Origin of the sequence: Synechococcus sp. MU1643, from assembly GCF_020514095.1 — a bacterium.
GTDB lineage: Bacteria > Cyanobacteriota > Cyanobacteriia > PCC-6307 > Cyanobiaceae > Parasynechococcus.
Map to the genome: position 1 here is coordinate 53,170 of NZ_VTKY01000005.1, position 17,701 is coordinate 70,870.

Sequence of the window (17,701 nt, forward strand, 5' to 3'; positions counted from 1 at the left end):
CCAGGACGATTGATCCATGTTTCCACTGGTGTGATGGACGGGTGCAGGCCCTCAACTTCCCACACAGTGTCCGTTGACACCCGGTTCATGGCGCAATGGATGAAATCTTTTAGAAGTTGCAATACACCGATAACATCTGTTGGCTGGAGCGCAGCAGATCAGCCTTCGATACAAGCACCTAAAAAGCGACCTTCTACATCCAAGGTTCAGAAACTAGTAGAGAAATTAACACCCCAAAAAGACAATATTCCTAACAAGAAAGAAAAAGCTGATTCCGAAAAGCCAGAGGCAAACAAGCGTAAAAGCACCTCTAGCCGCCGTAGGAATCGACGGAAACAAGCCTGATAAAAATCTATGAGGCTCTACGATGAGACTTCAAAAATCGCATCTTCGGATCGCCCAGCTTTAAGAGCCTGCCAGTTGATCGCTTGAAGAAACATGGTTTTATCAGGCGTTTCAACCAAATCAACACCCCAATATCCCTCCTGGAGTGGAGCTCCAGGAGAAGCTTGGGAGTCTTTCCTTCCACCCAATGCCAGGACAAAGTGGTTCATTTCGTGTCCGAGTTGACGACGGTACTCAGACCAAGTTTGCACTAAATTAACAGCCATATCTTGCGGCGACAAATCAGATGATATTGAGAGCTTCCAATGGGGGTGATTAAGAACTTCTGTTGAAGAAATATTTTTTGAAAGAGATTTGAGCTCTTGAGCAAGCAGTTCAAAATCTAATGCAGGGACGAAATCTGATTGAACCTGTAAGTTATGAGATAGAACAAACGTCGTCATTGAAAAACTGCACCTCTACATAATCTAATGGAATTTCAGCTTGTCTGTGATGGGGGAGCATTGGTCTTCCATCTCGCTGACACAAAAAAAGGGGGGAGCAACTGCTCCCCCCTTTCTCTAAAATCTTAAAAAGATCAAGAAAGAGCGTTGATCGCGTAGTCGAGATAGCTCTTGAACTCGTTAAGAGCCTGAGGGCTCATATCGCGAGGAGCACATGCACGATCGCGAGTGTAAGTCAGAGCTTCGATGTAGGCGTTGGTGGGAAGACCCAAGGTGCGATACACCTCACGTGCTCCTGCAATACCCCACTCATCGAGAGGACCAGTACCACCAACGATGAGGCAGTAGTTGATCAAGCGCAGGTAGTGACCGAGGTCGCGGTAGCACTTGTCGACCTTCACTTGGCTATCACCGGCTTCACCGGGTTGCCGCAGATAGGCGTACTTGTTGAAGCAAGCATCACCTGCTTCGCGGGTGACATTGTCCAGACCGGCGGCCAGCTTTTCGGCAGCTTCCAGACGAGCAGCTGCACGCTGGATGTTGCCCTGAACAGCCTCAAGATCGTTCTGGGAAGGGAAGCGACCGGCTGCGTCAGCTGCGGTCACAACAGTGGTGACGACGGATTTCATTTGAGATCCTTAGGTAAGAGGTGCTGAGAAGGTAAGGAGAGAAGACTTGATCGTCCGCAGATCAGCTGATTGCGCCAATCACACGATCGAAGTAAGAACCTGCTTCAGCCACCAGTGCAGAGCAGTCGCCCTGAGTGGTTTCCATCTTGCGGTACTTAGCACCACCGCTGGCAGGAGAGTTGGTCTGACCAATCAGAGCCGTAGCAGCGGATTTCATGATCGCGACCGCACGGGCAGCAGACTGGGTAGGAACACCTAAAGCGATATAGGTTTCCTTGAGGCCATTCAAGCAACGGTCATCCAGCACGGAAGCGTCGCCAGCAAGCAGTGCATAGCTGATGTAGCGAAGCACAATCTCACCATCGCGAAGGCAAGCAGCCATCCGACGGGTGGGATAGCAGTTGCCGCCAGCCTGGATCAGACCTGTGTTTTCGCAGATCATGCCTGTGACTGCATCGGAGACGATGCAGTAGGCGTTGGAAGTAATGGCATTCACAGCGTCCAAACGCTTGTTGCCATCTTGCACGTAGGAGCGGAGGCTAGCGAGATCGCTACCACCAACAGGTGCAGTTTTGGCGTCAGCGCTGACGACTGTGCGGGAGAATGCGTCGAGCATTGGGGGCCAGACAGTTTTGGGGATGCAGTGCTTCGGGAACCGCCGGGTGAATCAGGACTTAAAAGCCCGGAGACCCAAGGGTGGTGGAAGCGCTGACACAGGCTAAACTCAGTTATCAGCAGGGTTCGTCAAACAGACCCCTTTACGCAAAAGTTTGTCACCTTGGGCCAAATACCCCGGTTAGCGCCCTAGGAGTTAGGCCGATCTGAGGGCAATTTCTACTTAATTGACGTAACCCTGAGCAAAGGTTCACAAAAGCCTTGGGTAGGCATCGAGCAGGCTTAGAATCTCTTGGCTCAATCAGAAGTTCATGGACAACGCAGCGTCCGATTTACCTACCCTCGAGGAGTTGCAAGAGTCCATCGATGAATTAGCCGCCTACAGGGAAAGACTTTTTCAAGATGTAGTTGGTTTGGGCAAAAAACTGCGCTTATCTCAGAAGAAAATTGACGCCACTGTTGCAGCACATCCAGAGCTTCAAAGACTCGACGAAGTGATGTCACAGCTTGTTGCACAGAGGAATGCACAGCAGAGTCAGTCTTGAAGAGGCAAAATAATACTTTTCCGGTTCGCCTGTATTAATTAATTTTCTTCAAAGCGCAAATCAATGTTGCAGACACTCTCCCCGCCGATGACAATGGCAGATTTCTTTGAAGCAAGCCGCGGTACTTGGCTAAACAGGCGCGCTGTTCATCACCACGACTATCAAGATGACGAAGCTGCGGATTCCAATCTAGTAATTGAACCATTTAAAGCAGATGACCCAGTCGTCACCAAAATCTGTAATTCTTTGAATATTAAGACCGAATATAGCTCAGGTGGAGCCCGATTTTGGTGGGAAAGCAACATCAAGAAAGGCGTCCGCAACGATGATTACGCTGCAGTAGTCATCGACGTTCCTGACCATAGAGACCCCCGCAAGGGATTTCTACTTAGAGATGTTGGATATGTTGAAAAGCAATCTGTTTTAAGCACTTACAACTTCGCAGACGATGGCGTCGTGACGATCACGACGCGATATGACACCAATATTGGTATTGAACGCTGCTGGTTTGTGACCGATCAAATCAGAATGAGAGTGAGTTCTGTTCAGTGCTTGGATGGTGTCGCAATGACCACATACTGCACCGAGTTTCGGTGCCCTACTGATGCTGAAATTTCAGATATCACCCAGCGGGCACAACACTTGGCCATGGCGTCTTCAACAGATAACGACTGATCACCATGTTTGATCCATTTCTTGAGGAGTTGCTTTCAGGAATCAAAGCCCGGGGCGCAGTACCCATTGAGGTTCCTCATGGACTTGAGCACAATCAATCATCCAAACGCTCCAGCACAATCAAGAGCTGGCTGTGGGACGTGCCTGGCTTTCGGAGGTGGCGCGTTACCCGGTTGGATGCTGGCGACAGCTTGCAGGTCCTGAATTCCGTTGCCTATCCCGAATACACCTACGACCATCCATTAATGGGAGTTGATCTGCTCTGGTTCGGTGCCAAGCAGAAGTTGGTTGCTGTTCTTGATTTCCAACCACTTGTCCAAGACAAAAACTACTTGGAGCGCTACTTCGATGGACTGAAGACACTCAACGCTCAATTTCCGGATCTCAACGGTGAGGAGACCATGCGTTCCTTCGATCCAAATCAATACTTTTCCTCATGGCTGCTGTTCTGCCGGGGCGGAGCAGAACAGGCGACATCATCGCTACCCCCTGCTTTCAGCGCTTTTCTAAAAACCTACTGGGATTTACACGACGAGGCTGTGAAAACCCCTTCTTCCATTAACCCAACAGAAGTGGAAAAACTTCAGAAAAATTATGATATCTACAGTGCAGAGAGAGATCCAGCACATGGTCTATTCACCAGCCATTTCGGAAGTGAATGGTCTGATCGTTTCCTGCACGAATTTCTCTTCCCCGCCAGCCAGCCGACATGACCTTCCCTCTCCGTAAGACGAGTCTTGATCCTGTCCAGATCCCCGGATGGCGCTGGCAGCCTTTTCTCGACACCGCCGTTGCGGCGCTGAGCTCTCTGCAGCCGAATCCTTATCCAATTGCGGAACGATTTCTACAGAAAGAGGGCAGCACAGGATCCAAAGCGAAACCTGTGCCGGTCAGCACTGCAACTTGGGCGTGTTCGACAGAAAAGCTTCGCCAAGTGCGTTGTGCCTGCGTTGAGGCTGGTGCGGCTGCATCGGTGCTCAACTTCGTGATCAATCCCAGCAGTCGTTTTGATATTCCTTTCTTCGGAGCCGATCTGGTAACGCTGCCCAACGGGCACCTGCTCGCTCTGGATTTGCAGCCTGTCGACAAGACAGATCCCGATCACACGGACCCGGTTTGGCAACGGCTGATGCCGTTGTTTGAGCGCTGGCGCGCCGAACTGCCCGATGGGGGGCCCATTCCTGACGAGGCACAGCCATATTTTTCACCTGCCTTTCTCTGGACCAGGATCCCGCTTGGGGCGGAAGGCGATGCGCTGATTGACCGCGTGATCCGTCCGGCTTTTGCGGACTACCTACAGCTCTACCTAGCGCTGGTGGAGGAGGCGCAGCCCGTTAACAATGAGCGTGCTGCACACCTGCTCTCGGGCCAGAAGCGATACACGGCCTACCGCGCCAAGAAAGATCCAGCCCGCGGAATGTTGACGCGGTTTTACGGCAGTGAATGGACCGAGTCTTACATCCACGGCGTGCTGTTTGACCTCGAAGAAGCCACCGCCACTTCCTTGTCGCCGCAAGGGAGTTAAGCATTATGAACAGCTTTCGGGTGGCTCCCGAGCTGTTGGCCAGAATCGCGGGCGACGGGATGAAGGCAATAGCCTTCGACCATCCCTTTCAAGTCTGAGATTCCCGCTCCAGACGTAGTTCACAGGAACAACAACCATGTTCGACGCCTTCACCAAGGTTGTCGCCCAGGCCGATGCCCGGGGACAATTCATCAGCACCAGCGAGATCGACGCCCTCGCTGCCATGGTTTCCGACAGCAACAAGCGTCTGGATGCCGTTAACCGCATCTCCAGCAACGCCTCCAGCATCGTTGCTTCGGCCGCTCGTCAGCTGTTTGCCCAACAGCCTTCTTTGATTTCCCCTGGCGGTAACGCTTACACCTCCCGTCGGATGGCTGCTTGCCTGCGCGACATGGAAATCATCCTGCGTTACGTCACCTACTCCGCTTTCACAGGTGATTCTTCCGTGATGGAAGACCGCTGCCTGAATGGCCTGCGCGAGACCTACTTGGCCCTTGGCACTCCCGGTGCTTCGGTTGCTGCTGGAGTCAACCTGATGAAGGAAACCGCTCTGGCACTCGTCAACGACAAAGCTGGCATCTCAGCTGGTGACTGCGCCTCCCTGAGCAGCGAAATCGGCACCTACTTCGACAAAGCCGCAGCTTCCGTCGCCTGATCGACGCGTTGATTCGACGTCTTACTTCTCCTAACCAATGAAAACCCCTCTCACCGAAGCTGTTGCAGCAGCTGATTCTCAGGGACGTTTCCTGAGCAACACCGAGGTTCAAGCTGCCTCCGGTCGTTTCAATCGCGCCAAGGCCAGCCTAGAAGCTGCCAAAGCTCTGACCAGCAAGGCTGATTCCCTGGTGAACGGAGCGGCTCAAGCCGTTTATACCAAGTTCCCCTACACCACCCAGATGGCTGGGCCGAACTACTCAGCCACCCCCGAAGGCAAAGCCAAGTGCTCCCGTGACGTGGGCTACTACCTGCGCATGATCACCTACTGCCTGGTCGCTGGTGGTACCGGCCCCATGGACGACTACCTGATCGCCGGTCTGGACGAGATCAACCGCACTTTCGAGCTCTCCCCCTCCTGGTATGTGGAAGCTCTGAAGCACATCAAGGCCAACCACGGCCTCAGCGGCGACGCTGCTACGGAAGCCAACAGCTACATCGACTACGCCATCAACGCCCTGATCTGATCAGTTGACGTTGCGTTCCCAGCCCCCCTCGGGGGGCTTTTTTTATTGTTCTTTTTCGGCCCCATCAGAGCGCTGTGATCACCCCCAACGTTCGGCGTTTTCTCAACCTGCTCTGCGGGGAATACAGCAACCAGCAGCAAGCCTTCGACAACCCTCCGCTTTATGCCCACATCTTTCTGAGGTATCGCCCGCTCATACAGCTACGTCCGGGGTCGATCCTGCTAGAGCAGACCTATGCCGTTGATCCGAAGCATCCTTACCGGTTGCGCATGATCCGCGCTGAAGGACAGGCCTCCGGCGCCATCAAGCTTTGGAATCACATCTTCCGAGACCCGGAACGCTTCTCCGGAGCCACGTTTGATCCGCAACTACGCCTTGCCATTCAGGACAGTGACCTGATCAGCGTGGATCAGTGCCACTACCAAGTGCTCGAACAGCCAGACGGATACCACGGTGCCATGGAACCCGGCTGCAAGTGCATCGTGCAACGGAATGGCCAAGACACCGTGCTGGTGAGCAGCTTTCACTTGGAGGGAGACTCCCTCTCGACCCTTGATCGCGGCCATGACCCGGAAACGAATGAGCGCTGCTGGGGCTCGGTGGCAGGCCCATTCCGGTTCAAGCGAACCCAAAGCTGGACGGCCGACATGGCATCAGCCTGGGTGTGATGGAACCGCTGAGTGAAACGCAGGTGATCAAGGACCTCCGCCAGACGGAGGACCCTTCGGCGCAGTACTACGCCGCCTGGTGGCTGGGGAAGATGCGCTGCCAGCACCCTGAGGCCATCCCTCTTCTGCTCAGAGCTCTCGCGGCACTGGATGCCACGCCGATTGATCCAGAGCAACGCGGTGTCGCACTCAACGCGATCCGTGCTCTAGGTCTGCTCAGGGACACGAGAGCAGAAAAACCTCTTCTTGCGCTGCTGCACTCCAACGACTACACCGTGCGGGAGGAGGTGGTCCGCACGCTTGGTGCCATGGGCAGCTGTGAGGCTGTTGAGGGCATCCGCGCTTTGCTGGCCAGTGGATTGGAGGGAGCAGGAGCTGAGCAGCCCTCATCCCCCTTGCTCAACGAACCCTGTGAAGCGCTGCTGGAAGCCCTCGGTGACATTGGTGATGGCAGCAGCAGCAACCTCGCCGTAATTCAGCCGTTCACAGAACACCCTCGGCCGTTGATCCGTTCAGCGGCCTGCCGAGCGCTGCTCCAGCTGACTGGTCTTGATCAGTGGGGTTTGGAACTGAAAAAGCTGCTGAACCATCCAGAACCGTTAGTGCGCCGGGGCGCGCTGCTCGACCTCGGCGCTACCGGCTGGATCGCCGCCGTTGCCTCGATCCGCTCGGCTGCCGTGGAACCCAGCCTCAAGCTGGTTGCACTCCGGGCATTGGCGGAACGTAACGACGAACCCAATGACGTCCTCCATGCAATGGATGGGCTGCTCTGATGACAACCACAGCCTTGGACAAGGCGCTTCAAACGCTCGAGCGGGCCACAAGTACCCCTGAGCTGGTCAAAGCAACGCAAGCCCTTTGTGAACTCAACGACCTTCAAGCCGCCAAGCCGCTTGTGAAGGTGCTGGGGTTCAACAATCCAGCAGTGGCAGCCGTGGCGACACAGGGGCTGATTCAACTGGGACGGGACATCGTTCCAACGCTGTTGGTGAGCCTGGATGCCCGCAATTACGGCGCACGGGCATGGGTGGTGAGGGTAATCGCCGCCTTGCGGGATCCACGGGGTCTTGACCTCCTCGAGCATGCCCTTCAGACCGACATCGCTCCGAGCGTGCGGCGCTCAGCAACCCGCGGCTTGGCGGACTTGGAGCTCAGTGAAGAGGCAGAGCAAGATCAGCTTGAGCGTTGTTTCAAGGGACTGCTCAAAGCAGTGCAAGACGACGAGTGGGTGGTGCGTTACGCAGCGGCCTACGGACTCGAGCAGCGCTTAAACAGCCCGGCTGTATTAGCGCACCTGGCCGAACAAGGCCGAGCCGCCCTGAACCAGCTCGCGTCCGATGCGGAGGGTGCCAGGGTGGTACAGCTGCGGGCTCTGAAAGCCCTCCAACGCCTCAGTGCCGGATGACCCAGAAACTGTTGTTCGTCTGCCTCGGCAATATCTGCCGCTCACCAGCGGCCGAAGGCGTCTTCCTGCATCTGCTTCAAGAGCGTGGCCTCAGTGATCAGTTCGTGGTGGATTCCGCCGGAACAGGCGGATGGCATGTGGGTAATCCGGCGGACCGACGCATGCAGGCTGCAGCCAACCGTCGCGGCATTGAGCTGCCTAGCCGCGCACGACAGATCAGCCTCGACGATTTCTCGAGTTTCGATCTGGTGCTGACCATGGACGACGACAATCTCACGGCCGTCCAAGGACTGGCTCGCGAAGCAGGGCCTCGAGCAACGGCCAGCATCAAGCCAATGCTCAGCTATGCACGGGGATTCTCCGAAACGGAGGTGCCTGATCCCTATTACGGGGGCGAGGCGGGCTTCGAGCATGTGCTCGATCTGCTGGAGGACGCCTGCGCCAACCTGGTCGACGAACTCAGCCCGCCGGCGTAGGCCAGGCTTCTTCGGCCACCCGAGAGCGGAACTGCCCCACCAGGGCATCGATCACAGCCTCAATGCTCATGCCATCGGTCACGAGCTCCACCGCATCCCCCGCCTGCACCAGAGGAGCCTCCTCACGCGTGCTGTCGAGGTGATCCCGTTCGGCGATCTGTGCTTCGAGCTCAGATCGCTCAGGCACCGGGAAGCCCCGCTGCTCCAGATCAAGAGCCCGGCGCCGGGCCCGCTCACCCACCGTCGCCGTAAGGAACACCTTCAGATCAGCATCCGGGAAAACAGCGGTGCCAATGTCGCGGCCCTCTGCCACCAAGCCACCCTTTGCACCCATTGCTTTCTGTTGAGCGGTCAGCGCTTGCCTGACGCAACGGTGCGCGGCCACAGCCGAAACCGAGGCTGTGACGTCCGGCGAGCGAATCGCGTCGCTCACGTCCTGCCCGTTCACCAACACCTGCTGGCCGCCACCAGGCAGCGACCGCAGCTGAAGGTCGAGATCCTTCAACAGCGGTGCTATGGACGCAGCATCCTGGGGGGCCACACCGTTCTGTTGCACCAACCAGGTCACCGACCGGTACATCGCGCCGGTGTCGAGGTAGACCAGCCCCATCTGCTCAGCAAAGGCCCGGGTGACGGTGCTTTTGCCAGCACCGGCAGGGCCATCAATTGCAACAAGAGGCTGGCGGGTCATCAGAAAGACGTGATCGATCAATCGGGTCCTGCCGCAACGCACCGCCGCTGCCAACAGTGAGATGGCCGTTTCAGACCCACAGGGCTGAAGTGTGTACGGGTCGACCCTCTCTACATACTCCACCTCAAGGCCTGCTTCACCGAGGCTCTGGCGCACTGAGGTTTCGGGATCGGTGGGATCGGCACAGCACAACGCCGACGGCAGAGCAGTGGCTTGAGCCCTATCAGCAAAGGAGAGGTACTGGTTGCGGGAGCTCAAGGCAAGACCATCAAGTTCACGAACGGTGGGAACGGCCCGGACTGCTACGTCCATATCGAGATCGGCCACCAGCCGGCGCAGGATCACCAGCTGCTGCCAGTCCTTTTCACCCAGCCAAAGGCAAGACGGCTCCACCAGCTGCAGCAGCCGAGCCACGACCGTGACCACACCATCGAAGTGACCTGGACGGGAGGCTCCACAAAGCTGGGTCTGCAGGTCTGCCGGTGCTGAGCGCGATACCGCTGACTGGACCCCACTTGGATAGATGGCATCGATACTCGGGGCCCAGAGGGCATGAGCGCCAGAGCGTTCGGCTAAAACCCGATCCGCTTCGAGCGTTCGCGGGTAGCGATCAAAATCTTCAGCTGGCCCGAATTGGAGTGGGTTGACGAACACACTCACCAGTACAGGCCCATGTGCCGCAGCGAGGCGAATTAGTTCACCGTGGCCCTGATGAAGCCCCCCCATGGTGGGCACAAATTGCAGGGGTCCACTGAGGTTGACCCGGAAGCTCTCCAGCTCGGGCTGGGTGGACAGAACAATGCAGCTCAGCGCAGCACCTCAAGCTTGACCTGGGCGATTCCAGAGGCAATCAAACCCAGATCAGAGGCAGCGCCATGGCCAAGGTCGATCACTCGGTGATCAATGAAAGGTCCGCGGTCGTTGATACGAATCACGGCCGTACGCCCATTCCAGAGGTTGGTTACGCGCACATTCGTTCCAAAAGGAAGCGTGCGGTGAGCCGCCGTCATCGTGCCGGGCTTGTAGACCTCACCATTAGCGGTGCGGTTGCCATAAAAACCGGGGCCATACCAACTGGCCTCGCCAGTGATGACCTTCACAACTTCAGGCAAGACCTTCAACTTCGGTTTGGGAAGTTCGGCAGCTGGAGGTGCAACGACCGGCTTGCCCTCCGCAGGGAAGAGCGTTGCCTGGAGCTCGGAAGCCTGTGGCTCAGCGATCAGATCAAGGACGTCAATGGGCTCTGTTCCGTTGACCGAGAGGAAATCGCTGGCCACCACCGGTAAGAGTGCCGCACTCCCTGTGATTGCTCCGGAGAGCGTGGTAATCGTCAAAAGGACTCGCATACAGAGCGGCGTGACCAAGACATGGAGCAGAACTCGCAACTCCAGAGACGCAACGAGCCCTAATAGAAGTTAAATGAAAAACAAAAAAATCTGCTCTTGAAAGAAAACTGGCCTCCATTGACCTGACCGGCACTGACACACAAACCCGCTGCTACGCGCAATCCCTGCACCGGCTGGCAGATCAACGCCAGAACGCAAGCTCCCGTACATAAGCCACAAGTAAACATCGGATAAGCACAACCAATCAGATGCTGTGACGACAAGCCAAGGAGCACAGGCTCCGCGGCATTGCAGGATCAGTGCATCGGATTCGTTCCATGGATTACAAGAGCGCTGGAGTTGATGTCGAAGCAGGGCGCGAGTTCGTGCAGCGCATCAAGGGGTCTGTGGAAGCCACTCACCGTCCGGAGGTCATCGGTGGCCTTGGCGGTTTTGGCGGACTGATGCGTCTTCCAGCCGGATTGCGCAAGCCTTTGCTGGTGTCGGGCACCGATGGCGTCGGGACCAAACTGGAGCTAGCCCAGGAGCACGACAGCCATCACGGTGTGGGCATCGACCTGGTGGCGATGTGCGTCAACGACGTGATCACGTCGGGAGCCGCGCCGCTTTTTTTTCTGGATTACATGGCCACCGGCGCCCTAGCGCCATCGGCAATGGCCGAAGTTGTTGAGGGAATCGCCGATGGCTGCAGGCAAAGCGGCTGCGCCCTGCTCGGCGGCGAAACGGCCGAGATGCCAGGATTTTATCCCCAGGGGCGCTACGACCTCGCCGGTTTTTGTGTGGCCGTCGTCGAAGAAGACAAGCTCATTGACGGCCAACGAATCCAGCCTGGCGACAGCGTGATCGGTGTGGCCAGCAGCGGCGTGCACAGCAACGGCTTCAGCCTGGTGCGCAAGGTACTGGAACAGGCCAACGCAAATGCAAACACTGTGTATGGCGCCTACCAGCGCCCCCTGATCGGCGACTTGCTGGCGCCAACAACCCTGTATCCCGACCTGGTGCAGCACCTGCTGCATAGCGGATGCGAGCTCCACGGCATGGCCCACATCACCGGCGGGGGGCTTCCGGAAAACCTTCCGCGCTGCCTGCCGGAGGGCTGCTCTGCGCGCATCGATGCCTCTAGCTGGACGAGGCCACCCCTCTTCCGTTGGCTGCAGGAGGCCGGCGAGATTCCCGAACGGGACCTTTGGCACACGTTCAACCTCGGCATCGGCTTCTGCCTGGTGGTACCGGCGGGGAGCGAAGCCGCTGTGATCGAGCACTGCCGAAGCAAGAACCATCAGGCCTGGGTGATTGGCAACGTGACCTCCAACACCCCAGGCTGCGCCGCTGTTCTCGAAGGTGTGCCCGCCTGATTGCGTCAGTTTCAGACGGGTTTACTGCAGCTGACCGCTGGCCCAGAAGGGATCGAATAGACTGCCAGGATGCACATCGGAGCTTTTTCCGATAGCGGCGCCAATACATCTTTTTTCAATGCCTTTTGATAAGCCCCAGCGCATTACGCGCCGTCGATCGTCTGCAGGTCCAGTTCCTCCAAGACGCCCATTGCCATCAGGCCAAGACAGGCAACAGGGCTACAGGCAGGGCGCACGACCAACATTTCTCACCCTCCGTGATCACGGCAAGGTCTTCGTGGCCGATATGCCCCACCTGTCAGATGGGCAGCTGGCTCACATTTGCAAGGAAGCCCAGGAGGTTTTGGAAAGCCTCGAACGGCGGATTCAAGACATGGAGCAGGAGCTCAGTCATGGTCCTCAGGAGCGCGACACCCTGATCAAGGCTTCCACCAAACGTGACGTCACACGCCGGTTCATCCGCGCCATTCAGGACGAGCAGGAGCATCGCCAGAACAACCCTGCTTTGAGGAGCGCTGCAGGCGAATCGCTCCCGCGCACCTTTTTGGAAGTCGCGCGGCATCGGCTGCCCGGGGCAACCTTTGATTCCTTGTTGCAGGAAGCCCTCGCCGCCTGCGCCCAACAACAGGACACTCCCCCTGCCCCCACTCGCTTGGAACCCTCACAGGACAAAGTCATTCCGATTCGCAATGACGGTGACAGCCTCCCGGTGGTTGTGAGCCCAGCCCCTGAATCCGCCTCAGAGGCCTAAGCACAACACTCAGCGACTCTGAAAGGGATTGGCTGGCATCCGCTCACTGCAACGGAGCCGGGCTTCATCCAACCGCTGACGCTCCTCAAGTGACATCGACCACTGCAGTGCAGCGGCAACATCCCTGGCCTGCTCTGGAGTTCGCAGCCCCGGGATCGGAGTTGTACCACGAGATCTGCACCAGTTCAACGCAACTTGAACCATCGATGCCCCGCGTTCGATCGCGATGGCCTGGATCTCACTACGCAACTCAAGACTGGCCGGAAGCAGGCGCCGAAACAAACGGCCTCTCAACCAAGTGGCAGGACGACTCTCCTCACCCCCGGGCGCACAACCCAGCACGCCGAAAGCCAGAGGGCTGTAGGCCAACACCTCCACATCAAGGTCGCTGCTGACAGCGATCAACTCGCGCAGCTGATCATCCGCAGGCGCCAAAAGCGAACACTGCACCTGAACGCTGCGCAGGGAAACGCCGCGTTCCAACAGACGGCGATGGATCAACACCAGGCGTTGAGGGCCCAGGTTGGACAGCCCCAACTCGTCCACCCGTCCAGCCAGAACAAGCTCAGCCAAACCATCGAGAAGGCCTTTCTCCTGCCAGGGCGCGTAACGCGCCGTACTCCAGTGCAATTGCACGCGCCGCAGCTGCCCCTTGAGCCGCGATCGACTGGCCTCGAAGGCAGCATCAAAGCCCCGACGTCCCCATCGCCAGGGGAATGGGGCCAACTTCGTGGCCACCGTCAACTGGGATCGGCGCAGGGCTGGCAACTCGGCCATGAAGTCGCCAAGCAGCGTTTCACTGCGTCCACTCAGGCTCCCCGTTCCATAAGAATCCGCGGTGTCGATCAAGTTGAGCCCAGAGCTGAGGGCCTGTCGAAACGTGGCACGAAGTCGAGCGTCGTCCCGCTGGGAGTCGTATCCCCAAACCGCCTTGTTACCCCAGGCCCAGGTACCGAAACCGATGCCTTTCAACGGGGCGATGCTGCTTCAAGCCATGATCGCAGTCGACCCGTCCCGCTGCGTGATGACCGCATCCCCCACACAGGAACCTGCGACATCGACCGATCAGGCCGTGGAGGGATCGACCGCAGACGAAGAACGCATCCTCTGCAACCACTGCCGCAGAACTGCCAGCAACGGCATTCGATGCCTGGGCATGTGCGTTGCCGATAGTGATTATTGATGATCCACCTGTGGTTGGCGTCACTGCTGTTGGCCGTTCCGGCGACGGGCATTCCATCGCCAGCCTTTGGGCGTCTGGAGCACAGGCCTGCGCATTGCCGCATCGTCGTCGGGGGTCGTCCTTTGGCCTGCGAACGCCTGCAGATCAACGCCAACGGAAGCCGCGGCCTGCGGCTTCGTTTCATCGGAAACGATCAAGCAACTGGCGGCAGCTACCAGTTGAGCTTCGTCAGCCTTAATGGGGACGAAGGCAGCCCGCTCAGCTGCGACAACTCCGGCTGCCGCTTGGATTCACGCCGCTGGAATGGGACACTGCTCAGCACGTCATGGGTCCGCTTTGACGCCAGGGGACTCCCCACGGGCCTACCGGCAACCCGCACCGCCCAAGGTCGCTGCCGGATTGATGAGGACACCATCAGCTGCGAGAGTCACTCACGCAACGTTGCCGGCATAAGCGCGGAGGCTCAATTGTGATGAGGATTCAAAGGCGGCACCCAGATTCGAACTGGGGATAAAGGATTTGCAATCCTCTGCCTTACCACTTGGCCATGCCGCCGCCCGGGAACAGCTGTCCCCATCGGGGGATCGTATCAGCCATGCCCCTGGCTCTCTGCTGTTTCTCTGCAATGGCCATGGGGAAGATCTGATCACCTTGCGGATCATCCAGGCCGTCCATCGGCGCGCACCTCAACGGCCCCTGACCGTGCTTCCTCTGGTGGGCGCCGGCCGGGTGTTTGATACAGCAGTTCAGCAGGGATGGTTAACACGCTTGGGGCCAAAAGCGGCCCTACCCAGCGGTGGCTTCAGCAACCAAAGCCTAAAAGGTCTACTGGCAGACGTCAGGGCTGGGCTCCCGAGCCTGAGCTGGAGCCAATGGCGGTTGGTGCGCCGCCTGGGGGATGAGCGCCAATCCATCGTTGCCGTCGGCGATTTGCTGCCACTTCTGATGGCCTGGAGCAGTGGCGCTCCCTTCGGCTTCATCGGCACTCCCAAAAGCGACTACACCTGGCTAAGCGGTCCCGGACGGGCCAAAAGCGACTGTTACCACCGGCTCAAAGGCAGTGAGTGGGATCCCTGGGAATGGCGCTTGATGCGCTCGCGGCGCTGTCAACTGGTGGCCATGCGTGATCGGCTCACGGCCCGTGGCTTGCAACGCAAGGGCGTGGGCGCTCTGGCGCCGGGCAATCCGATGATGGATGGCCTTGAAATCCAACCGCTGCCATCAGCCCTGGAACGCTGCCGCCGGGTGCTCTTGCTCTGCGGAAGTCGCATGCCGGAAGCCCAGCGCAACCTGCGGCGCTTGGTACGCAGCGCCATGGCGCTGCCCGGGCGTGTACCGATGGCACTGCTCGTGGCCGTGGGCGCCCAACCCGATGCAGAGGCCCTGAGCGACAGTCTTGAACAACTGGGTTTTCGACGCAGCCTTCCGCCTTCAGACCAACTGGGTGCTGAAGCCTGCTGGGTAAAGGGAGCCTGCCTGGTGCTGATCGGGCGAGGTTGCTTTGACCGATGGGCCGGCTGGGCAGAAGCCGGCATCGCCACCGCCGGAACGGCAACGGAACAATTGGTGGGCCTGGGCATTCCTGCCCTGTCCCTGCCGGGACCAGGGCCGCAGTTCAAGCCGGGCTTCGCCCGCCGTCAGAGCCGCCTGCTGGGGGGAGCCGTTCGTCCGTGCCCTGACGAATCCGAGCTCACCAAACGGCTCGAATACCTCCTGGCTGACCCGGCACTCCGCTCCCAGCTGGGACGGATCGGTACGCAGCGGATGGGGCCAGCAGGGGGAAGCGATCAGCTGGCACGACTGATCCTGGATCGCTTCAACGGATACTGAAGGTCCCCGGTTGGTTGCGATGGCCGCGATTCAGGACCCCACCCTCGTCAAACTTTGTGCCCAGTTGGCCAGTCGGCTGAGCATCAGCCTTGCCAGTGCCCGGCGCCAGGTGGAACAGGCCGCAGCCCGTGAAGGTCACCGCGATGTGGAAGGACGGCGAGCGATGGCTGAATCCATGCTGGCCGCCCTCGACAAGGACAACGGAGGCCACGCCCGTCAGCTGGACGCGTTGCTCGAGAACAGCGAAGGCGACGGCAACTTCATGCTGGAAGACTGAGCTCCAGGCTCAGTGCTCAAAGATCTGGTGAAAACGCAGTCGATCCAACTCAGCAACCACCGGAACACATTGAAAGCAGCGCTGCGCCAGATCCCAACGCCCTTCCCGCCGCAACATCTGCTCCAAGCGCTCTCGGGCTGATAGAAGGTAGCGGACGTCGTTGGCGGCATAGGCCAGCTGGACATCCGTGAGTTCGTCCACCCGGCCCCAGTCACTGCTCTGGGCACCCTTGTCCAGCTCAACACCGACCAATTCCATCACCAGATCCTTAAGGCCATGGCGGGGGGTGTAAGTGCGGCCGAGCCGACTGCCGACCTTGGTGCAGAACACGGGATTCACTGCAATCCCCAAACCGGCCGCAAGCGCTGCCACATCGAAACGGGCGAAGTGAAACACCTTCTCAACGGTGGACGCCTCAAACAGGCGCTTGAGGTTGGGTGCCTCGGTCTGGCCTAGGCCAATGCGGACGCAGGCCACGCGGTCCTCGGCGTCGGCGATCTGAACCAGGCAAAGCCGATCACGCCCATGGATCAGCCCCATCGCTTCAGTGTCAACGGCAAGCCGCGGGGACTGCAGGTAGCGCTCCGTCCAAGCTGCATCGAGATCGCGATCAAAGACGGCGAATTCCGCTGGGGATGACGACTTCTCAGCCATGACTTCAGGAAGGGATGGGGCCAGTGTGGCCAATCGCCTCCAAAGCAAGTCTCAATACTCTCCTCTTGAATCTCGAAATGAGATCGTTTTTGATTGGTGAAGTTATCCCGCGCCTGTGTTCTCTCGCAGAAAGCCTTCGCGCACCTGTCTGGCAGACATCGAGCAGTACTTCCATCAGCCGCCACCGCAATTCCTCGACCTGGAACTGGCTGTCTGCTGGATCCTCGAGTGCTTGCTCAAAGACGACAACTACCCATCCGCACTTCTGCAGAAACTGATCCGGGAGGAGCCACAACTGCGGCTTTCTGAAACCGTCCTGCAACAGGCCCTGGAGTTCCTTGAGCAACAGGGCTCGATCAGCAGTTACACCCAACGCTGCCCGAGTCGCGGGCGGCCCCGGCGCATGCTGCATCTTGAATCCGATGCACGCAGCGAAGCCGAACGACTGATGCAGCCCTGGCGCAGCTGGCTGGACTCCCACCGGTTCGCTTTGAACTAAGCAATGCAGCCTGCGCAAGGCTTAAAAAGGGTTGCCACCACCTGAATGCCATGCCTGCAGGATTCCAATCCACCCTCCTGCTGACTGTTCTGCTGGCGATTGGTCTGGTGTTCTTTCTGCGTGCAGCCAGCAAAGACCGAACCACAGTGGTGGACGTGATGTCCCCCCAACCCCCCATCACCGTGCTCGATGGGCTCAGTACCTGGCTGGAAGACCGCGGTTGGAGCCAAGATGGCGGCGATGCAGAGCGGCAGGTGCTCCGCTTCAAGGGGAAAGTGGCCTCCAGCCAATCCCTAGCCGTGTTGCTGTCAGGACTGGCGGCCATTGGCTCCGCCTGCTTCAGTTTGGTCCTGCGGCAGCTGGCACCTCAACTGCACTGGTGGCCTCTTCTGCTGATCGGCTTGGGCCCTTTGGCAGGCGCCCTCTACACGCGACGAGCAGCTCGCACAGAAGCCCTGGAGCTGCAATTGCTACCGGCCCCCGAGGGAAAGGGCAGCGCCATTCGCCTACGGGCCCATCGGGACGAATTGATCGCCATCGAACTGGAACTGGCTGAGACCCTGCAACTCGCCAGTGATGGGTCCCTGCTCTCCTCCCCGATCTGAACC

Annotated in this window: 25 protein-coding genes and 1 tRNA gene; 18 read left to right on the top strand and 8 right to left on the bottom strand. The window is 58.4% G+C overall.

What is annotated here, in order from left to right; translation table 11 throughout:
* Positions 1-362 precede the first annotated feature (362 nt).
* The 3 genes from FZX09_RS08785 to cpeB form a co-directional block, all read right to left on the bottom strand.
* Complete coding sequence (locus FZX09_RS08785) at positions 363-788, bottom strand: DUF2656 family protein (protein WP_226402069.1); 426 nt, start codon at positions 786-788, stop codon at positions 363-365.
* Between the two features lie 134 nt (positions 789-922).
* Positions 923-1,417 carry a class 1 C-phycoerythrin subunit alpha gene (gene cpeA, locus FZX09_RS08790; protein WP_006851808.1) on the bottom strand — a complete coding sequence of 165 codons (495 nt, stop codon included), beginning with the start codon at positions 1,415-1,417 and terminating at the stop codon, positions 923-925.
* 61 nt (positions 1,418-1,478) lie between these two features.
* Positions 1,479-2,033 (bottom strand): class 1 C-phycoerythrin subunit beta, encoded by a 555-nt coding sequence (gene cpeB, locus FZX09_RS08795; protein ID WP_006850931.1) that lies wholly within the window; start codon positions 2,031-2,033, stop codon positions 1,479-1,481.
* Positions 2,034-2,343: 310 nt separating this feature from the next.
* On the opposite strand from cpeB, the gene FZX09_RS08800 reads away from it, so the two are divergent.
* The 10 genes from FZX09_RS08800 to FZX09_RS08845 all read left to right on the top strand — a co-directional run bounded on the left by FZX09_RS08800 (position 2,344) and on the right by FZX09_RS08845 (position 8,507).
* Positions 2,344-2,577: a hypothetical protein gene (locus FZX09_RS08800; RefSeq protein WP_226402071.1), complete on the top strand. Its 234-nt coding sequence runs from the start codon at positions 2,344-2,346 to the stop codon at positions 2,575-2,577.
* A gap of 63 nt (positions 2,578-2,640) precedes the next feature.
* Positions 2,641-3,252 carry a phycobiliprotein lyase gene (locus tag FZX09_RS08805; RefSeq protein WP_226402073.1) on the top strand — a complete coding sequence of 204 codons (612 nt, stop codon included), beginning with the start codon at positions 2,641-2,643 and terminating at the stop codon, positions 3,250-3,252.
* A gap of 5 nt (positions 3,253-3,257) precedes the next feature.
* Positions 3,258-3,965 carry a 15,16-dihydrobiliverdin:ferredoxin oxidoreductase gene (locus FZX09_RS08810; protein WP_226402075.1) on the top strand — a complete coding sequence of 236 codons (708 nt, stop codon included), beginning with the start codon at positions 3,258-3,260 and terminating at the stop codon, positions 3,963-3,965.
* Positions 3,962-4,777: a phycoerythrobilin:ferredoxin oxidoreductase gene (locus tag FZX09_RS08815; protein ID WP_226402077.1), complete on the top strand. Its 816-nt coding sequence runs from the start codon at positions 3,962-3,964 to the stop codon at positions 4,775-4,777. The genes FZX09_RS08810 and FZX09_RS08815 overlap by 4 nt, the downstream gene beginning before the upstream one ends.
* Before the next feature lie 136 nt (positions 4,778-4,913).
* Positions 4,914-5,432: a phycocyanin subunit beta gene (locus FZX09_RS08820; RefSeq protein ID WP_226402079.1), complete on the top strand. Its 519-nt coding sequence runs from the start codon at positions 4,914-4,916 to the stop codon at positions 5,430-5,432.
* A gap of 37 nt (positions 5,433-5,469) precedes the next feature.
* Positions 5,470-5,958 (top strand): phycocyanin subunit alpha, encoded by a 489-nt coding sequence (gene cpcA / locus FZX09_RS08825; RefSeq protein WP_115080337.1) that lies wholly within the window; start codon positions 5,470-5,472, stop codon positions 5,956-5,958.
* Between the two features lie 74 nt (positions 5,959-6,032).
* Entirely contained in the window at positions 6,033-6,626 is a 594-nt protein-coding gene (locus FZX09_RS08830; protein ID WP_226402081.1) for a chromophore lyase CpcT/CpeT, read from the top strand.
* A complete protein-coding gene (locus FZX09_RS08835; RefSeq protein ID WP_226402083.1) occupies positions 6,626-7,399 on the top strand; it encodes a HEAT repeat domain-containing protein in 774 nt (257 codons plus the stop codon). The genes FZX09_RS08830 and FZX09_RS08835 overlap by 1 nt, the downstream gene beginning before the upstream one ends.
* Positions 7,399-8,031: a HEAT repeat domain-containing protein gene (locus tag FZX09_RS08840; RefSeq protein ID WP_226402085.1), complete on the top strand. Its 633-nt coding sequence runs from the start codon at positions 7,399-7,401 to the stop codon at positions 8,029-8,031. The genes FZX09_RS08835 and FZX09_RS08840 overlap by 1 nt, the downstream gene beginning before the upstream one ends.
* Entirely contained in the window at positions 8,028-8,507 is a 480-nt protein-coding gene (locus FZX09_RS08845) for a low molecular weight protein-tyrosine-phosphatase (protein WP_226402087.1), read from the top strand. The genes FZX09_RS08840 and FZX09_RS08845 overlap by 4 nt, the downstream gene beginning before the upstream one ends.
* On the opposite strand, the gene FZX09_RS08850 is transcribed toward FZX09_RS08845, so the two are convergent.
* Both FZX09_RS08850 and FZX09_RS08855 read right to left on the bottom strand, forming a co-directional pair.
* The gene (locus FZX09_RS08850) at positions 8,491-9,993 is read right to left on the bottom strand and encodes a bifunctional pantoate--beta-alanine ligase/(d)CMP kinase (protein WP_226402209.1); all 1,503 of its coding nucleotides are present in this window, start codon (positions 9,991-9,993) and stop codon (positions 8,491-8,493) included. The two genes, FZX09_RS08845 and FZX09_RS08850, sit on opposite strands and share 17 nt — an antisense overlap.
* Before the next feature lie 11 nt (positions 9,994-10,004).
* On the bottom strand, positions 10,005-10,544 hold the full coding sequence (locus FZX09_RS08855; RefSeq protein ID WP_226402089.1) for a septal ring lytic transglycosylase RlpA family protein: 540 nt from the start codon (positions 10,542-10,544) through the stop codon (positions 10,005-10,007).
* Positions 10,545-10,861: 317 nt separating this feature from the next.
* On the opposite strand from FZX09_RS08855, the gene purM reads away from it, so the two are divergent.
* Both purM and FZX09_RS08865 read left to right on the top strand, forming a co-directional pair.
* Positions 10,862-11,899 carry a phosphoribosylformylglycinamidine cyclo-ligase gene (gene purM, locus FZX09_RS08860; RefSeq protein ID WP_226402091.1) on the top strand — a complete coding sequence of 346 codons (1,038 nt, stop codon included), beginning with the start codon at positions 10,862-10,864 and terminating at the stop codon, positions 11,897-11,899.
* 118 nt (positions 11,900-12,017) lie between these two features.
* Positions 12,018-12,650 carry a histidine phosphotransferase gene (locus tag FZX09_RS08865; RefSeq protein ID WP_226402093.1) on the top strand — a complete coding sequence of 211 codons (633 nt, stop codon included), beginning with the start codon at positions 12,018-12,020 and terminating at the stop codon, positions 12,648-12,650.
* 9 nt (positions 12,651-12,659) lie between these two features.
* On the opposite strand, the gene FZX09_RS08870 is transcribed toward FZX09_RS08865, so the two are convergent.
* Positions 12,660-13,622: an aldo/keto reductase gene (locus tag FZX09_RS08870; protein WP_226402095.1), complete on the bottom strand. Its 963-nt coding sequence runs from the start codon at positions 13,620-13,622 to the stop codon at positions 12,660-12,662.
* A gap of 52 nt (positions 13,623-13,674) precedes the next feature.
* On the opposite strand from FZX09_RS08870, the gene FZX09_RS08875 reads away from it, so the two are divergent.
* Positions 13,675-13,833, top strand: coding sequence for a hypothetical protein (locus FZX09_RS08875; protein ID WP_226402097.1), 159 nt, complete (start codon positions 13,675-13,677; stop codon positions 13,831-13,833).
* Positions 13,833-14,306, top strand: a complete 474-nt coding sequence (locus FZX09_RS08880) for a hypothetical protein (RefSeq protein ID WP_226402099.1) — start codon at positions 13,833-13,835, stop codon at positions 14,304-14,306. The genes FZX09_RS08875 and FZX09_RS08880 overlap by 1 nt, the downstream gene beginning before the upstream one ends.
* Positions 14,307-14,317: 11 nt before the next feature.
* Here the strand turns inward: FZX09_RS08880 and FZX09_RS08885 are convergent.
* A tRNA-Cys gene (locus FZX09_RS08885) sits at positions 14,318-14,388 on the bottom strand.
* Positions 14,389-14,442: 54 nt separating this feature from the next.
* Here FZX09_RS08885 and FZX09_RS08890 point away from each other — a divergent pair.
* Together FZX09_RS08890 and FZX09_RS08895 are read left to right on the top strand one after the other, a co-directional pair.
* Positions 14,443-15,663 carry a lipid-A-disaccharide synthase-related protein gene (locus FZX09_RS08890; RefSeq protein WP_226402211.1) on the top strand — a complete coding sequence of 407 codons (1,221 nt, stop codon included), beginning with the start codon at positions 14,443-14,445 and terminating at the stop codon, positions 15,661-15,663.
* 19 nt (positions 15,664-15,682) lie between these two features.
* Positions 15,683-15,940: a hypothetical protein gene (locus tag FZX09_RS08895; RefSeq protein ID WP_226402101.1), complete on the top strand. Its 258-nt coding sequence runs from the start codon at positions 15,683-15,685 to the stop codon at positions 15,938-15,940.
* Positions 15,941-15,949: 9 nt separating this feature from the next.
* Here FZX09_RS08895 and FZX09_RS08900 read toward each other — a convergent pair whose 3' ends face one another.
* Positions 15,950-16,594: a ribonuclease D gene (locus tag FZX09_RS08900; RefSeq protein ID WP_226402213.1), complete on the bottom strand. Its 645-nt coding sequence runs from the start codon at positions 16,592-16,594 to the stop codon at positions 15,950-15,952.
* A gap of 115 nt (positions 16,595-16,709) precedes the next feature.
* Here FZX09_RS08900 and FZX09_RS08905 point away from each other — a divergent pair, with 115 nt between their 5' ends.
* On the top strand, positions 16,710-17,093 hold the full coding sequence (locus tag FZX09_RS08905) for a helix-turn-helix transcriptional regulator (protein WP_226402103.1): 384 nt from the start codon (positions 16,710-16,712) through the stop codon (positions 17,091-17,093).
* A 50-nt stretch (positions 17,094-17,143) separates the two neighbouring features.
* Positions 17,144-17,698, top strand: coding sequence for a cofactor assembly of complex C subunit B (locus FZX09_RS08910; RefSeq protein ID WP_226402105.1), 555 nt, complete (start codon positions 17,144-17,146; stop codon positions 17,696-17,698).
* Positions 17,699-17,701 lie beyond the last annotated feature (3 nt).

What these genes read in the sequence shown, in the direction of transcription:
- FZX09_RS08785 (WP_226402069.1), bottom strand. Translation starts at nt 788, where the DNA reads ATGACGACGTTTGTTCTATCTCATAACTTACAGGTTCAATCAGATTTC.
- cpeA (WP_006851808.1), bottom strand. Translation starts at nt 1,417, where the DNA reads ATGAAATCCGTCGTCACCACTGTTGTGACCGCAGCTGACGCAGCCGGT.
- cpeB (WP_006850931.1), bottom strand. Translation starts at nt 2,033, where the DNA reads ATGCTCGACGCATTCTCCCGCACAGTCGTCAGCGCTGACGCCAAAACT.
- FZX09_RS08800 (WP_226402071.1), top strand. Translation starts at nt 2,344, where the DNA reads ATGGACAACGCAGCGTCCGATTTACCTACCCTCGAGGAGTTGCAAGAG.
- FZX09_RS08805 (WP_226402073.1), top strand. Translation starts at nt 2,641, where the DNA reads ATGTTGCAGACACTCTCCCCGCCGATGACAATGGCAGATTTCTTTGAA.
- FZX09_RS08810 (WP_226402075.1), top strand. Translation starts at nt 3,258, where the DNA reads ATGTTTGATCCATTTCTTGAGGAGTTGCTTTCAGGAATCAAAGCCCGG.
- FZX09_RS08815 (WP_226402077.1), top strand. Translation starts at nt 3,962, where the DNA reads ATGACCTTCCCTCTCCGTAAGACGAGTCTTGATCCTGTCCAGATCCCC.
- FZX09_RS08820 (WP_226402079.1), top strand. Translation starts at nt 4,914, where the DNA reads ATGTTCGACGCCTTCACCAAGGTTGTCGCCCAGGCCGATGCCCGGGGA.
- cpcA (WP_115080337.1), top strand. Translation starts at nt 5,470, where the DNA reads ATGAAAACCCCTCTCACCGAAGCTGTTGCAGCAGCTGATTCTCAGGGA.
- FZX09_RS08835 (WP_226402083.1), top strand. Translation starts at nt 6,626, where the DNA reads ATGGAACCGCTGAGTGAAACGCAGGTGATCAAGGACCTCCGCCAGACG.
- FZX09_RS08840 (WP_226402085.1), top strand. Translation starts at nt 7,399, where the DNA reads ATGACAACCACAGCCTTGGACAAGGCGCTTCAAACGCTCGAGCGGGCC.
- FZX09_RS08845 (WP_226402087.1), top strand. Translation starts at nt 8,028, where the DNA reads ATGACCCAGAAACTGTTGTTCGTCTGCCTCGGCAATATCTGCCGCTCA.
- FZX09_RS08855 (WP_226402089.1), bottom strand. Translation starts at nt 10,544, where the DNA reads ATGCGAGTCCTTTTGACGATTACCACGCTCTCCGGAGCAATCACAGGG.
- purM (WP_226402091.1), top strand. Translation starts at nt 10,862, where the DNA reads ATGGATTACAAGAGCGCTGGAGTTGATGTCGAAGCAGGGCGCGAGTTC.
- FZX09_RS08865 (WP_226402093.1), top strand. Translation starts at nt 12,018, where the DNA reads ATGCCTTTTGATAAGCCCCAGCGCATTACGCGCCGTCGATCGTCTGCA.
- FZX09_RS08875 (WP_226402097.1), top strand. Translation starts at nt 13,675, where the DNA reads ATGACCGCATCCCCCACACAGGAACCTGCGACATCGACCGATCAGGCC.
- FZX09_RS08880 (WP_226402099.1), top strand. Translation starts at nt 13,833, where the DNA reads ATGATCCACCTGTGGTTGGCGTCACTGCTGTTGGCCGTTCCGGCGACG.
- FZX09_RS08895 (WP_226402101.1), top strand. Translation starts at nt 15,683, where the DNA reads ATGGCCGCGATTCAGGACCCCACCCTCGTCAAACTTTGTGCCCAGTTG.
- FZX09_RS08900 (WP_226402213.1), bottom strand. Translation starts at nt 16,594, where the DNA reads ATGGCTGAGAAGTCGTCATCCCCAGCGGAATTCGCCGTCTTTGATCGC.
- FZX09_RS08910 (WP_226402105.1), top strand. Translation starts at nt 17,144, where the DNA reads ATGCCTGCAGGATTCCAATCCACCCTCCTGCTGACTGTTCTGCTGGCG.